Source organism: Psychromonas arctica (genome assembly GCF_036697365.1).
Classification (GTDB): Bacteria; Pseudomonadota; Gammaproteobacteria; order Enterobacterales; family Psychromonadaceae; genus Psychromonas; species Psychromonas arctica_A.
Genome location: NZ_JBAHZA010000011.1, coordinates 109,349 through 124,732, shown reverse-complemented (window position 1 = coordinate 124,732; position 15,384 = coordinate 109,349). Strand labels below are relative to the sequence as shown.

Genomic DNA, 15,384 nt, shown 5'->3' with positions numbered 1-15,384 from the left:
AAAGGATGTGTTTCTTTACGTAAGGAGGTGATCCAGCCCCAGGTTCCCCTAGGGCTACCTTGTTACGACTTCACCCCAGTCATGAACCACACCGTGGTCATCGCCATCCCGAAGGTTAAGCTAATGACTTCTGGTGCAGCCCACTCCCATGGTGTGACGGGCGGTGTGTACAAGGCCCGGGAACGTATTCACCGTGGCATTCTGATCCACGATTACTAGCGATTCCAACTTCACGGAGTCGAGTTGCAGACTCCGATCCGGACTACGACAAACTTTAGGAGATTCGCATACCATCGCTGGTTAGCAGCCCTTTGTATTTGCCATTGTAGCACGTGTGTAGCCCATCCCGTAAGGGCCATGATGACTTGACGTCGTCCCCACCTTCCTCCGGTTTATCACCGGCAGTGTCCCTAGAGTTCCCGGCATAACCCGCTGGCAAATAAGGATAAGGGTTGCGCTCGTTGCGGGACTTAACCCAACATTTCACAACACGAGCTGACGACAGCCATGCAGCACCTGTCTCAGAGTTCCCGAAGGCACTCATCAATCTCTTGGTGATTCTCTGGATGTCAAGGGATGGTAAGGTTCTTCGCGTTGCATCGAATTAAACCACATGCTCCACCGCTTGTGCGGGCCCCCGTCAATTCATTTGAGTTTTAACCTTGCGGCCGTACTCCCCAGGCGGTCTATTTAATGCGTTAGCTTTGAATCCCACGGCATATAGCCACAAAATTCTAATAGACATCGTTTACTGCGTGGACTACCGGGGTATCTAATCCCGTTTGCTCCCCACGCCTTCGCGCCTCAGCGTCAGTTATTGTCCAGGTGGCCGCCTTCGCCACTGGTATTCCTTCAGATCTCTACGCATTTCACCGCTACACCTGAAATTCTACCACCCTCTACAAAACTCTAGTTAACCAGTTTCAAATGCAGTTCCAAGGTTGAGCCCTGGGATTTCACATCTGACTTAATTAACCGCCTACGCGCGCTTTACGCCCAGTAATTCCGATTAACGCTCGCACCCTCCGTATTACCGCGGCTGCTGGCACGGAGTTAGCCGGTGCTTCTTCTGCGAGTAACGTCACAGCTGCACTCTATTAAAGTACAACCTTTCCTCCTCGCTGAAAGTGCTTTACAACCCGAAAGCCTTCTTCACACACGCGGCATGGCTGCATCAGGCTTGCGCCCATTGTGCAATATTCCCCACTGCTGCCTCCCGTAGGAGTCTGGACCGTGTCTCAGTTCCAGTGTGGCTGGTCATCCTCTAAGACCAACTAGGGATCGTCGCCTTGGTAAGCCATTACCTTACCAACTAGCTAATCCCACTTGGGCTACTCTTATGGCGTGAGGCCCGAAGGTCCCCCACTTTGATCCGGAGATGTTATGCGGTATTAGCAGTCGTTTCCAACTGTTGTCCCCCACCATAAGGCATATTCCCAAGCATTACTCACCCGTCCGCCACTCGTCAGCAAAGTAGCAAGCTACTTTCTGTTACCGTTCGACTTGCATGTGTTAAGCCTGCCGCCAGCGTTCAATCTGAGCCATGATCAAACTCTTCAATTTAAAGTTTAATTTGCAACCTAAGTTGCGACTCAATATTACTGACTAAAACTAATTGCCACTTATAAATAAGTAACGATTTGTTATTCTGAATTAATGAATTAATTCGTGTGTCACTTCTATTGATGTTGCCTAACAAGTAGGACTTTGATTTTTTTGAAATCACATCAACAATAAGTGCTCACACAGATTGTTTGATTAAATTGTTAAAGAGCGTGCCTTTCGGCTAGGCGGCGTATATTACGCGCCTTTCAAACAATGTCAACGTTAATTTTCAACTTAATTTCAAACCGAAGTTCGAAGCGTTTACTGCGTTTATTTTGTTCTCAAACTCGCTGGGTAACTTGCGTTCCGTCCCGTGTCTGTGGATGCGCATTATAGGGATCTTCAAAAGGTAAGCAAGCGTTTTATTCTATTTATTTACACAAAAAGGTCTGAGTGCTCAATTAAGCATCAAAGCGTGTATATTTCATGCAAAAGTGAGGTGAATTGAGCTGTAAATGATAAAATTAATAAGATGCGATCGCTCTTCGGATTTTAACCGATTGTCTAATTAAGCCCGATATCGCGTTGCCTACACTGTAAAAAGCATCATAAGCAATTACTAAACTTATAAAAAAATGCCTTTCATTCACTTGAAAGGCATTAATACTTATATCACTTAGTTTCTTAAGCTAAGGTTTATTGATCTAAAGTTAACTGATAAAAGCTTACTTTGGCATAATCACCTGCTTCAACACCCTCATTGGTACATTGTGAAGATCCAACATTACACTGATTGTAGTTTCCAGCTTTAAAATACATCCAATCATTTGCATAACCTTCATCGAACTCTTCACCTCGATAGTTTGGTTTTGATAGATCGACTTGTGCAGTTTTAACTTGTTCATTTACTTCATCAATATTTTTAATGAATGTTAATTGCATCATGTTGTCTTCCACATTGACGTTATATGAGAAGACTTCACCTAGTTTAATACCATCTGTTGGTTCAGCCGATCCGCTACGTAAGTCGTAAGCGCCAAATACATTATGGTAAATATCTTTACGTTTATCGTAATTATCTCCTGTTGCATTTATTTCATATCGCCAATATAAAGAACCATACTCGTGTCCAGGTAGCTTGCGGTATACTATTTTTAGAGGTTCGTTTTTTGAACCATGGATTTGGCCTATAACGGTAGAAAAAGCACCGTTCTTATCAGCATTACCACTCGTACTTACCCAATCTACCGATAATGTTGCCGAAAGCTCGCCACCAATCGCTCCGTAATCCGACGCATTAGGGTTTGCTGCTATTGCGAAATTATTTTTAGTGTCTTTATAAGAGGTCGCTAACATTGCACGTAATTCACTTCGTGCATTTTTACTATTGGGAGTTGTCATCGCTTTGTTAGGTGTTGCAAATACCATTGCGCCTGTTCTGGTATCTGTATAGAACCAATCTGGATGTGTATACGGATGGGTTGTACTACCAAGTTGCTGAGCAGAAATCTCCATCACTTTACCCGCACGGCTAGGTTTATCATCTTCCATAGGAATGTTAATTTTCCATTTAGTCAGATCGAAGTTTTGTGAGGGTGCTTTATTTGGATCTAATGCAGCTATTAAACTAGCTGTGTGTGCAGAGGCTGGCAAAGGTGTCGTTGAAGTGGCGACTTTTCCTGATTCATAAACCGCTTGATTATTTGAGTCTGGTGCTGTGCTTGTACATCCTACTAGCACAGTTGCGATCATCGCGCTTAAATATGCTTTTTTCATTAAAAATACCTGCTTATCTATGTTGATAATAAATGAGAGGCATTAATTTATAATAATATTGTATTATTAATTGTGATCTTAGCGAAAGATTTTGGAGGCAATGGGTTAACTGTCAATATGTGGGTTATTTTTGTTAACTAAGTAACATTTATCAAATACCAATAGGCATTAACGTTTATTAATTAATAACAGACATAAAAAAAGGAGCCTAAGCTCCTTGATTTGTTGTTAAGTTGAGAGTGAGCTACTTAAGACTTGTATAAACAAAGGTAAGCAGTTTGTACAACAACTTTAACATCGAAGCTTGAGTTTGCTTCTACTTCAAACGTTTCGCCTGCTTTATAAGTTTTCCATTCAGTTGTATCAACTAAACGAACTGTTAAGCTGCCGCTTACTACTGTCATGTATTCATAAGCACTAGTACCGAATGTGTACTCACCAACTTCCATTACACCTACTGTTGCAGGTAATGTTTCACTTTGGAATGCGATTGATTTAACGTTACCATCGAAATATTCATTTGCTTCAAAACTCATTTTAATCCCTTCTTATTTCATGTATTGGTGAATCATTGCGCACAGAGTATGGCTAAGCTAAGCCTAAAACTCAACCCTCGAATTCAGATTGCAGCGTTTCTATTTGCTCCTGTGCATCCATCCAGAGCATCTCATTTTCCTCTAAAAGGTCTTTTACTTCGCCTTGTTCCTTTAACAAATCAGTTAGTTTCTTTTTGTTTTCTTGCTCATAGAGCTCGCTTTCACTCAGTTGTTGTTCTATTTCAGTTAACCGTGCTGAAGCAGTATCCATCGCTTTTTCTGCTGTACTTAATTGTTTTTTGAAAGGAGTGAGTTTTTTACGAAATTCAGCTTCTAATCTTTTTTGATCTTTTCGGTTAGCACTCACTGACACAACTTTTTCTTCACCTTGCTCAGCTTGTTTTTCTAACCGTTGTTGATCAGACAACCATTGATGATAATCATCTAAATCACCCGAAAACGGTTGTACTTTTTTATCATGTACCAAGTAAAGGTCATCAATCGTAGTACGTAATAAATGTCTATCGTGCGATACAACGACCATTGCACCTTCAAATGCTTGTAGTGCAACTGTCAGGGCATGGCGCATTTCTAAATCTAAATGGTTGGTTGGCTCATCAAGTAATAACAGATTAGGCTTTTGCCATACGAGTAAAGCTAGCACTAAACGTGCTTTTTCACCGCCAGAGAATGGAGCGACCAGATCAAAAGCCTTGTCCCCCTGAAAACCAAAACTACCTAAAAAATTACGTAGTGGTAACTCTTTTTCGTCGGGAGCTAAACGCGCTAAATGCTGCATCGGACTTTCGTCTAGATGTAAAAACTCTAATTGATGCTGGGCAAAGTACCCTACCTTTGCATTAGCGTTGACTTCTAACTTTCCTGATTTAGGTTTCATTTGATCAGAAAGCAATTTAATTAGTGTCGATTTACCTGCGCCATTACGCCCAAGTAATCCAATACGGCTACCAGGCACCAGGTTTAATTCGATTTTATCTAGGATCAACAGATCATCATAACCAGCACTCACTTGATCCAACGTTAGTAATGGCATTGGCAAGGCTTCAGGCTCTCTAAATGAGAAGCTAAATTGGTTGTCCACGTGCGCTGGTAAAATCTGCTCCATTTTTTCAAGTGCTTTAATACGACTTTGCGCTTGTTTTGCTTTATTGGCTTTATAACGGAAACGATCAATGTAGCTTTGCATATGATCCATTTGTGCTTGTTGCTTCTCATAAGAAGATTGCTGCTGCACTAATTTTTCGGCACGTTGACGTTCAAAACTCGTGTAATTACCTGTGTACTCGAATAATTTATGTTGTTCAATGTGAATAATCTTATCAACAATACTATCAATAAAGTCTCGGTCATGAGAGATCAGAATCAATGTACCTTGATATTGATGTAACCATTTCTCTAACCAGATAACCGCATCTAAATCTAAATGGTTGGTTGGTTCATCAAGCAATAATAGATCTGAGGGGCAAAGTAATGCTTGCGCTAAGTTTAAACGCATACGCCACCCACCAGAGAAATCACTAACAGGGCGCCCCTGTGCTTGTTCGCTAAATCCTAAACCCGCTAACAACTCTGCAGCTCGTGATTCAATGGTATAACCACCAGCATTGTCTAATAAGATATGCATTTCAGCTATTTTTGTACCATTGTCAGCTTCTTCTGCTTGTTTTAATTTCGCTTGTAAGGCCCGGAACTCATGGTCTCCATCAATCACATATTGCAACGCATTCATATCTAATGCAGGTGTTTCCTGCGCAACACTCGCTAATCGCCAATGATGCGGGATAGTTAACTCACCAGCATCCACTTGATGCTGCTGTTTAAGTAACGTGAAGAAACTCGATTTCCCGCAACCATTAGCGCCTACTAATCCAACTTTTTGTTTGGGGTTAATCGTTGCACTGGCATTTTCCAGTAGAGGTTTTCCGCCGCGGATAAATTCAATATTAGATGCAACAATCATAAATTCAGAGTCTCAATGTCAATCAGATAAAATTAGAGCAAGATGATAACGAAATTTGTAATGTTCAGCCATCACTACTCACCTTTACTTGATAATGCGTTACTTCAAGATATTTGGCGAAGCTTTGCATCTTCAACTCTCATCGTTATATGATGTCGTACTTTTTGTTAATTGTGATTGGACTTTGTCAGTGACTAAAAATAGAAAACGCTTCATCGCCGGAGCAGAATGCCCACAATGTAAGACGATTGATAGTATTGCGTTGACATTAGAAAACGCAGTTGAGACATTAACGTGTGTTAGCTGTGGTTATACACAAACACAAACGCCTAACCAGGCTAAATCAGCAACACGTCAATTTGAACAAATAATTGGTGTTTTTGATCCATCTGAACCCGATAAAGAATAAAGAGAGAAAATAATGAAAATTGAAAAGAACTCAGTAGTTGCCATCCACTTTGGTGTGGCTGAAGTTGACGGTAATGCACTAGATAGCACTGAAAACGGTAGCCCACTTGAGTTTATTCAAGGTGCACAATACCTAGTACCTGGATTGGAAAAAGAGCTAGAAGGTAAAGAAGCAGGTTACAAGTTTGACGTAAAGCTTGAAGCAGAAGATGCTTATGGTCCTTTCCAAGAAGCATTAGTACAAGAAGTACCTCGCTCTTTGTTTGAAGGTGTGGATGAAATCGAAGTCGGCATGTCATTTCAAGCGGAAACAGATCAAGGCCCTCGTACTGTAGAAGTAACAGCAGTGACTGAGGAAAATGTTAGCATTGATGCAAACCACCCATTAGCGGGTATGGCACTGCAATTTGTAGGCGAAGTGGTATCAGTTCGTGCAGCAACAGCAGAAGAATTGTCTCACGGACACGTTCACGCTGCTGGCGGTTGTGGTTCAGAAGCACATAGCCATGAACAGAAAGAAGAAAGTGAATGTTGTGGAAGCGGTAGCTGCCAAACTCATTAAGCTCAATAATATGCGCAATAGACAATTAGCCGTTGCTTAATTGATAGCGATATATTGCTCATTTAATATGATGGATATATCGCTTTTTTTACTTTTAGACATCATAACTTAACGATGGTTGAGGATAGGGCGATACTGCATCATGATACTTTGCCTGAATAACTGACATTACTTTTTTAAAATCAGCAATCTCTTCAAGTTCAACTTTCAAGGCTTCAACTTCATGAGGTGAGAGTTTTAACTTTGCAGCAAAGAAAAAATCACGCTTTTGTTGAGAGTATGTCGATTGTTCTTTTTGTTGTGAGGCGCCTTGGCCGTTATCTTGAATAATTTCTCTTGATTGATAGGCTGTTTCCTCGCGCTCTTGTTCACCACGTATTTTGGCGTAAGCATGTGCTTGCTCTGTCTTAGGGATTGCAGTTTGTAGAAGGTTTTCACGATGCAGGCCTTCTGCGGCTTGAGGAAAAGGTGCCGCTACGACAGGAGGAAGTTGAACATTTACATTAACCATAGTGGTTAGCGTTAAACAGACACATCAATTAATGAGCCAACCATATCATCTGCAGTGGTAATCACTTTTGCAGCTGATTTAGCTTGAAATTCTGCTAACTTCATATTGACTAATTCAGTCGTCACTGGGCCAGAAACATAACTGTGCGCGTTTGCTCCTTCTGGCGTTGATGAGGTACCTTGATGGCTGGTTGTTAAATTAGCAATACGATCGCTGGATTCAGTAATTTGTTGTGACGCTTTATTTAAGCTATTCACACCTGAATTAAATGCTGAATTTATTTCCATAGAGACCTCCTACTAAATATGTAATCACATACCTATTATGGTTAATTTTTAAACAAAAATAAAGTTTATTCGTTATTTTTGAGAGCCAATGAATGATATTAAGACCTGATGAAATAAGATAGGTTCACTAATAAATGGTGCATGTGATGACTTTTGAAAAATAACCTGTTGATTAGTCGAAGACAATTCGATTAATTTTGGTTTATTAGCCACTGATACCAAATTATCATGTTCACCTAGAATCGTTAAAGACGGCATACTCAATTGGCTAAATTCTTGCCGTAGGTCGACTTCATCAAGTAATACTAAACCGCCCAATAGAGCTGAAGCGTTACCCTCGGGTTGATCTGACATCAAATGTTTAATAGTGGCTATATCTGTTTTTACTGTTTCACTTCCCATCGCAAGCAGTGATAAAAAACGATTTAATGTTTTTTGAGGCTGCTTAACTACCCCAGATTTAAAAGCACTGAACACCTCTTTTTTCACACCTAACCATTGTGCTTCTTCAACAAATTTAAGTGCAGTACAAACCTGAATCAGCTTTCCAACACGCTCCGGATAATGATATGCAATATAAGTCGCTATTAAACCGCCCAAAGACCAACCACACCAAATCGCCTTTTGCGGTAGATCAGCCAATAATCTATGAGCAATATTAGCGAGGGAATAAGTCTCTAATGCTGGCTCATCAGAAAATCCAGGTAAATTAACTAGATGCACGCAATAATGTTCACTTAATTGTTCAACAACAGGCGCCCAAATGTTGCTGTTAACCCCCCAACCATGAATAAGTACCAAATCTTGACCTGCACCAATGGTTCGATAAGTACTTGGACCATTATTTTCAATTTTTTGTTCTATACTCACTTTTACCTCATTAACCAGTAGGTGTTTGTTTGCCATATTTTCTACTGCAATTGATTCACTACAGCAAAACCTTACTCTTTACTTGTTTACCAAGTCATTGTCTTTTGTGCGGACTACACAGCATTGATAAACTACTCTGCCAGCATTGTTATCACGCCATATTAACAGATAGGCCCTGTTGTTTACATTGCGGTTACGGCTTGGCACAAACACAAAACGTTTGCGGGGAATGTTTAAAGCACCCTTTTAAGTTTACTCGGTTAATCACTGTTTCTGGGTATCAAGCTCCCTTCCCCTCATTAATTAAAAAGCTCAAATATAATCACCAGCTTATTTACGCCGATTTATTAGGACTTTTGTTAGCTGACGTTATTAAACAGCGCTATAGCGAAGATGAACTAGATCTGATTGATTGTATTATCGCCGTCCCCCTGCATATAAAAAAACATCGAATTCGTGGTTTTAACCAAGCTCAATTAATCGCTAATGCATTATTAAAAGCGCTACCACTAAAGGCAAGATTAATTGCTCCGATCGTGCGCCACACCCCCACCATTGCGCAAGAAGGCCTGACTCGAAGAGAACGTACCCTCAATCTGAAATCTGCATTTTCTATTACAGGTAATGGAGCAGATTTAAAGGGAAAACATGTTGTTATCATTGATGATGTGGTGACAACAGGGGCAACCATTAATAGCTTATGTGAATGCTTGACCAGCGCAGGTGTAGTGAAAGTAGATGTTTGGTGTATTAGTCGAACTGAATTAGGAGACAGAGCTAACTAACTGTAATAATTAACTATCTTCTAAATTTTTAGGGGAAGTAGTTCTATCTTATGCTTATTATTTTTAGCAAATTTGCTCTTTTCATTATTATTATAAGGAATTGTCGTTATAATGCCCAAGTAAATTACTCAAGCATAAAGGTTTAACATGATCGAAATTACTCCAGTTGCACAAGCACATTTTGCAAAATTACTAGCGCCGCAAAAAGAAGGCACTAACATCCGCGTGTTTGTTATCAACCCGGGCACACCAAAAGCAGAATGTGGTGTTTCTTACTGCCCACCAGAAGCGGTTGAAGAGAGCGATACACGTTTAAGCTTTGAAGGTTTCGATGCTTTAGTCGACGAAGTAAGCCTACCTTTCTTAGAAGAGGCCTTTGTTGATCTAGTAGAAGAAGATACGGGTACACAATTAACGTTAAAAGCGCCAAATGCTAAAATGCGTAAAGTAAATGATGATGCGCCATTGATTGAGCGTGTTGAATACGTTATCCAGGTGCAAATCAACCCACAACTTGCTAGTCATGGTGGCTTCATTAAATTAATTGAAGTCACTGAAGATCAAGTTGCTGTGATTGAGTTTGGTGGCGGTTGTAATGGTTGTTCACAAGTTGATTTAACACTAAAAGAAGGTATCGAAAAAGAGCTATTAGAAGAGTTCTCGGGTGAGTTAAATGCAGTACGTGATGTAACTGAACATGCTCAAGGCGATCACTCTTTCTATAAATAGTCTGATTAGCTAATCTTAATACGGTTATCTGCAGAATAGATAGCCGTATAATAGACACTCAGCACAGCCACCAACAATACTGCAAATAACATCTCCTTCCCCAATGCAACAAATAATACTAAACACGTCACACTCGCTACAAATGCTAAATACTTAGCTTTACCTGTTAATAACTTTACACCAGCAATACCAGCCGCTAAATAAATTAAAATAAATAAACCATTCGCATAAGCAATTAAATTATCTATCGCTAATTGTATTGAATCTGCCACCAGTAACATACCTAGGCAAAGTAAAACGGCAAAACTTAATCCCCAATAAGCGACATTGTGCGAGTTGATACGTTGAAATGAGCCGTGAATCTGCTGCTGGATAGACATACTCTGTAATAACCGAGAAAACCCTACAAAATATAAACTAATTGAAATAAAGCAGGTGCAAAACCCTACTAAGTTAACTAACAGATATCCTTTACTGCCCAAACTAGCTTCAACGAGATGAACAACTGAATTTAGGTTTTTTTCTTGATCCCCATAAAACCCCATTTTCAATAAACTGATACTAATCAAGGCATACACCACTAACGCAATAGTAATGCCGATAAAAATCGTCAATGGGAAGTCGCGTTCAGGATGCCTAAAGTCATCAGCAATATGTGTGATTGCTTCTATCCCTAAAAAGCACCAAAGAATAAAGGTAGCTGTTAGTGCGACTTTACTTACACTAAATTCAGAAGTAGGTAAGGGTAAGTTTTGTTGTAACTGCACATCTACCGATGCAAATAATAAAGTACTAACAATCACCACACTTAATACGGATTGAATAATCGCAGCGGTCTTTAAGCCTAATAAATTAATTACAAATACTAAGCATAAAATACCAATCGCAATCATTAAGCGGTAATCAACAATCTCACTCAGTAATTTCATTTCAACTAAGGCATTTTGTAAGAAGTTTGCAGCGGTAATAGTAATGACAGGTGTACCTAATGCAACCACCCAGATAAACAACCAACTCACGAGTCGACCACTTCGCTCCCCAAAAGCTTGCTGTACATAATAAGCCGTTCCACCTGCATGTGGATAAAACTTACCAAGCTGTGCAAAGGTAAAAACAATAGGCGCGATTAATACCCCCATGATTGCCCAAGCTAATAACGACCAACTCCCTGATACTTGTGCAGCAATGGCAGGAATAATAAAAACACCAGATCCCAATAAAGCAGACACCAACATAGCAACACCTTGCATTACCGATAACTTTTCTGTTTTTGCCATTCTTTACTCATCTTGGTTGATCATTTAATTTTGCGCACCGTTATAACCTAAGTGATAGAAAAGTTAAATGAATAAAATATCAAAACATAAAGCACCTAACATCTGAGATAACAAAAAACCTGTGTACTTTCTTACGCCTAACACAATAAATTTTTAAAAAATGTGCTGTTTGTCAAAATAAAGCGAGCATTTAATGCACAAATACAGTAGAATGCGCCTCCCTCGCAAACTGATCCATCTAAAGCGAAGCAAAATATTCAGAGTAACACCTACTACGCGATTGATTTCGCGAAAAGTTAATGGACCACGTTTAACAATTTTAGTTGTTAGGCTGATGTAGGTATAGGCTGAATTTAACGCACATTCGAGTAATGTGCAGCATTTTATAAACTCAAGAGGCCACTTATGTCAGAGTCAGAAAACCAAGTAGCAGGACCAACTTTCCAAGATCTAAACTTACCAGAAGCACTCGTAAAAGTTGTTACTGAAATGGGTTACGAATCACCATCTCCAATTCAAGCGCAAACTATCCCGCACCTTTTAAATGGTGAAGACGTATTAGGTCTTGCACAAACAGGTACAGGTAAAACGGCTGCATTTGCATTACCACTATTAGCTAATATCGACGTATCTAAAAACCATCCACAAGTATTGGTGTTAGCACCAACACGTGAATTGGCAATCCAAGTAGCAGAAGCATTCCAGTCGTACTCACGTCATTTACGTGGTTTCCATGTAATGCCAATCTACGGCGGTCAAAGCTACAATATCCAGTTCAAACAATTAGCTCGTGGACCACAAGTAGTTGTGGGTACGCCTGGTCGTATCATGGACCACTTGAAACGTAAAACATTAGACCTTTCAAACCTGCAAGCATTAGTATTAGATGAAGCAGATGAAATGTTACGTATGGGTTTCATTGATGACGTTGAAACGATCATGAAAGAGATGCCAGAAAAACGTCAAACAGCGCTTTTCTCAGCAACCATGCCTGATCAAATTAAACGCATTACTAAGCGTTACATGAACAACCCAACAGAAGTTAAGATCAAAGCAAAAACATCAACGGTTTCAAACATTGAACAAAAATGTTGGATCGTACGTGGTGTAAACAAGCTAGATGCATTAACACGTATGTTAGAAACTGAAGAGTTTGATGGTGTCATCATCTTTGCTCGTACTAAAACAGCAACCGTTGAATTAGCAGAGCGTTTAGAAGCACGCGGTTACCGCAGTGCTGCACTAAACGGTGATATGAACCAACAAACACGTGAACGCGCAATTGCACGTCTTAAATCAGGTAGCCTAGACATTCTAGTAGCAACTGATGTTGCAGCACGTGGTCTAGACGTTGAGCGTATCAGCCTAGTAGTAAACTACGATATCCCAACAGATACTGAATCTTACGTTCACCGTATTGGTCGTACTGGTCGTGCTGGCCGTACAGGTAAAGCAATCTTATTTGCTGCACCACGTGAGCGTCGTTTATTACAAGCAATTGAACGTGCAACTCGCCAACCAATTACTATTATGGACTTACCAACACGTGATGAAGTAACACAAACACGTATTGATAACTTCCAAAAGCAATTGTTCTCTGTATGTGAAAGTGAAGACTTAACGTTCTTCCGTACATTATTCGAACAAATTCAAAATAACACTGAAATCGATGATTTAGATTTAGCTGCTGCATTATTATTAATGGCACAAAAAGAAAAACCATTACAACCAGTAGAAGAAAAATTTGTTGAGCCACGTAGCAATGACCGTGAATTCTCTCGTGGTGATCGCCCTCGTCGTGACCGTAATGATCGTTCACGTGGTGATCGTCCAGATCGCAACGACCGTTCTCGCAACGAAGACAAGCCACGTGGTCGTGGTCGTCCAACTGACGTTGAGCTAGAAATGTTCCGTTTAGATGTAGGTCGTGAGCACGGTGTTCAAGTTAAAAACATCGTAGGTGCTATCGCAAACGAAGCTAATATCAACAGCCGCTTCATTGGTGATATCCGTCTAAACAACGATCACTCTACAATTGAATTACCAAAAGGTATGCCAGCTGAAACACTAACGCATTTAAAAAATGTACAAGTGTGTAAACGCCCACTAAACCTTAAAAAATGCTAATTTAATATAGATTATATAATCTGCTGTTAGCGCTTTTAAAAACCGATGTAAATATATTTACATCGGTTTTTTTATATCTTTAAAATAAGGTAAGCTATTGATTATGATTAGTATTCTTACTAGCCCAATAACGATGGTAAGAATAACGTAATCCAAGGTACATAAGTTATTAACAACACTATAATCACATTCGCTAAAATAAACGGTAGTATTGCTTTACTTATTTTTTCCATTGATTCACCAGAAATAATTGAAGACGCAAATAAACAACAACCTACTGGTGGGGTTGCTAAACCCGTAATCAAGTTCACACACATAAAGATTCCTGCATGCAACGGGTCAATACCTAGCATATCAAAGACAGGTAACAATACAGGTGTCACAATCATCAATGCTGGAATAGAATCCATAAACATACCTAAGAAAAATAAAAGCACATTAATTAATAATAAAATTAACCAAGTAGCTTCGATATTTTCCACTAAATACTCAGCAAATATCATGGGTAACTGTTCGTTTGATAAAGCCCAACCAAAAATCCCAGCTGCAGCAATAATAATAGAGACACTACCAGTTTCGACCGTAGACTCACGAATCGCTCCCATTAACCTTTTCCAAGTTAAAGAACGATAAACAAAAATAGCAACAAAGATAGCGTAAAAAACAGCAATAACAGCGGCTTCTGTCGGGCTAACTACTCCCATTAAAATGCCACCTAAAATAATGACAGGTAACAACATCGCATAGAAAGCATTACCTACAATATTAAAACCTTCTTTACGGCTAATTTTTTCTTCTCTTCTAGGGAGATCATTTTTCTTCCCATAAAGCCAAACAACTAAAATTTGTGCAACACCTACCATTACGCCAGGTATTGCTCCTGCTAAAAACATATCTTTAATAGAAACTTGTGCAATAGAGCCATAAAGAATAAACATTAAACTAGGAGGGATAATTGGGCCCATTGTTGATGATGCAGCAGTTACCGCAGCACTAAAACTCTTCTTATAACCAGCTTTAGTCATTGCTGGAATCATGACCGAGCCAATCGCAGTCGTATCTGAAATAGCAGTTCCAGTAATACCTCCAAAAAACATACTGACGACAATATTAACGTAAGCCAAGTTACCCTTTACTCGACCTACTATCAAATCAGCCAATCGAATAATACGATCGCTAATACCTGACTCTGCCATCACTTTTCCAGCTAAAATAAAGAATGGGATAGCTAATAAAACAAAGGAATCGAAGGAGCGGAATAACCTAACCACCATAATGCTTAATGGAATATCAGCGCCAATAAAGTAAACGAATGTTGATGCAAGTAAGGCAAAAGGAATAGGAACACGAATAGCCATTAGTACAATAAAGCATAGAATCATTAAAAAAATAAAAGTCATGAAACACTCCGCTTATTAAAAATCGATATTATTTTGCTTAATAGATAAAAGAAAATAAGTAATGAAAAGACCGGAATAGCAAGGTATATGCTACCTACAGGAAGCCAAGGAATAATAGGGGGATTAACTGGCCACATGGTTGCCACATGCTCACCACCAACCACAAAGAAAATAATACAAAGTGCCATCATGATCACGCAATGTATAAGATCAAACACCTTACGAGTTGTGGGACCAACACGGTTATAAAGAATATCAATGCGGGCATGGCCTTGTTGAGTGTAAGCAATCGCACTTCCCACTAAAGCAATAATAATATAGATATATCTTGATATGGTATTAGACCAAGCAATAGGAGAATCAAAGAGATACCTTAGAAATATATTCACGCCAAGTAAGATGATTAAAAAACACATGGAAACTAATAAAATACGACCACATAAGTTACTCATTTTATTAGTTATCAATTCAATTTTATTATCTGATACAGCCTCTTTTATATTAGGCATCTTATTTACCTCACTGTTTATACAATACTGTTAACAGTGCAGTCTCACCATAAAGACTGCACCATTTAGTATTCGTTACAT

At 39.5% G+C, this 15,384-nt stretch carries 14 protein-coding genes and 1 rRNA gene; 5 read left to right on the top strand and 10 right to left on the bottom strand.

The features are described 5' to 3' along the window. Positions 1 to 20 precede the first annotated feature (20 nt). From V5290_RS13050 to V5290_RS13035, 4 genes are all read right to left on the bottom strand, one after another. Positions 21 to 1,563: ribosomal RNA gene (locus tag V5290_RS13050) — 16S ribosomal RNA — on the bottom strand. Between the two features lie 678 nt (positions 1,564 to 2,241). After that, the gene (locus tag V5290_RS13045) at positions 2,242 to 3,321 is read right to left on the bottom strand and encodes a polysaccharide lyase family 7 protein (protein WP_333386495.1); all 1,080 of its coding nucleotides are present in this window, start codon (positions 3,319 to 3,321) and stop codon (positions 2,242 to 2,244) included. A gap of 248 nt (positions 3,322 to 3,569) precedes the next feature. Continuing rightward, the gene (locus V5290_RS13040) at positions 3,570 to 3,857 is read right to left on the bottom strand and encodes a pyrimidine/purine nucleoside phosphorylase (protein WP_333386493.1); all 288 of its coding nucleotides are present in this window, start codon (positions 3,855 to 3,857) and stop codon (positions 3,570 to 3,572) included. Positions 3,858 to 3,927: 70 nt separating this feature from the next. Then, positions 3,928 to 5,838, bottom strand: coding sequence for an ABC transporter ATP-binding protein (locus tag V5290_RS13035; protein WP_333386490.1), 1,911 nt, complete (start codon positions 5,836 to 5,838; stop codon positions 3,928 to 3,930). A gap of 124 nt (positions 5,839 to 5,962) precedes the next feature. Here V5290_RS13035 and V5290_RS13030 point away from each other — a divergent pair, with 124 nt between their 5' ends. After that, a complete protein-coding gene (locus V5290_RS13030) occupies positions 5,963 to 6,247 on the top strand; it encodes a YheV family putative zinc ribbon protein (RefSeq protein WP_416351616.1) in 285 nt (94 codons plus the stop codon). A gap of 12 nt (positions 6,248 to 6,259) precedes the next feature. Further along, positions 6,260 to 6,808, top strand: coding sequence for a peptidylprolyl isomerase (gene slyD, locus V5290_RS13025; protein WP_333386488.1), 549 nt, complete (start codon positions 6,260 to 6,262; stop codon positions 6,806 to 6,808). 94 nt (positions 6,809 to 6,902) lie between these two features. On the opposite strand, the gene V5290_RS13020 is transcribed toward slyD, so the two are convergent. The 3 genes from V5290_RS13020 to bioH form a co-directional block, all read right to left on the bottom strand. Continuing rightward, complete coding sequence (locus V5290_RS13020; RefSeq protein WP_333386486.1) at positions 6,903 to 7,319, bottom strand: hypothetical protein; 417 nt, start codon at positions 7,317 to 7,319, stop codon at positions 6,903 to 6,905. An 11-nt stretch (positions 7,320 to 7,330) separates the two neighbouring features. Continuing rightward, on the bottom strand, positions 7,331 to 7,606 hold the full coding sequence (locus tag V5290_RS13015) for a hypothetical protein (protein WP_333386483.1): 276 nt from the start codon (positions 7,604 to 7,606) through the stop codon (positions 7,331 to 7,333). Between the two features lie 72 nt (positions 7,607 to 7,678). Beyond that, on the bottom strand, positions 7,679 to 8,476 hold the full coding sequence (gene bioH / locus V5290_RS13010; protein ID WP_333386481.1) for a pimeloyl-ACP methyl ester esterase BioH: 798 nt from the start codon (positions 8,474 to 8,476) through the stop codon (positions 7,679 to 7,681). Positions 8,477 to 8,676: 200 nt separating this feature from the next. Between bioH and V5290_RS13005 the strand changes: the two genes are divergently transcribed. Both V5290_RS13005 and nfuA read left to right on the top strand, forming a co-directional pair. Further along, entirely contained in the window at positions 8,677 to 9,261 is a 585-nt protein-coding gene (locus tag V5290_RS13005; protein WP_333386479.1) for a ComF family protein, read from the top strand. Between the two features lie 147 nt (positions 9,262 to 9,408). Beyond that, complete coding sequence (gene nfuA / locus V5290_RS13000; RefSeq protein WP_333386476.1) at positions 9,409 to 9,990, top strand: Fe-S biogenesis protein NfuA; 582 nt, start codon at positions 9,409 to 9,411, stop codon at positions 9,988 to 9,990. Positions 9,991 to 9,995: 5 nt separating this feature from the next. On the opposite strand, the gene yjeH is transcribed toward nfuA, so the two are convergent. Continuing rightward, complete coding sequence (gene yjeH / locus V5290_RS12995; protein WP_333386473.1) at positions 9,996 to 11,267, bottom strand: L-methionine/branched-chain amino acid transporter; 1,272 nt, start codon at positions 11,265 to 11,267, stop codon at positions 9,996 to 9,998. A 405-nt stretch (positions 11,268 to 11,672) separates the two neighbouring features. Between yjeH and V5290_RS12990 the strand changes: the two genes are divergently transcribed. Next, positions 11,673 to 13,394 carry a DEAD/DEAH box helicase gene (locus tag V5290_RS12990; protein ID WP_333386471.1) on the top strand — a complete coding sequence of 574 codons (1,722 nt, stop codon included), beginning with the start codon at positions 11,673 to 11,675 and terminating at the stop codon, positions 13,392 to 13,394. Positions 13,395 to 13,513: 119 nt separating this feature from the next. Here V5290_RS12990 and V5290_RS12985 read toward each other — a convergent pair whose 3' ends face one another. Continuing rightward, the gene (locus tag V5290_RS12985) at positions 13,514 to 14,794 is read right to left on the bottom strand and encodes a TRAP transporter large permease (protein ID WP_333386468.1); all 1,281 of its coding nucleotides are present in this window, start codon (positions 14,792 to 14,794) and stop codon (positions 13,514 to 13,516) included. Next, entirely contained in the window at positions 14,791 to 15,303 is a 513-nt protein-coding gene (locus V5290_RS12980) for a TRAP transporter small permease (RefSeq protein ID WP_333386465.1), read from the bottom strand. The genes V5290_RS12985 and V5290_RS12980 overlap by 4 nt, the downstream gene beginning before the upstream one ends. Between the last annotated feature and the right edge of the window lie 81 nt (positions 15,304 to 15,384).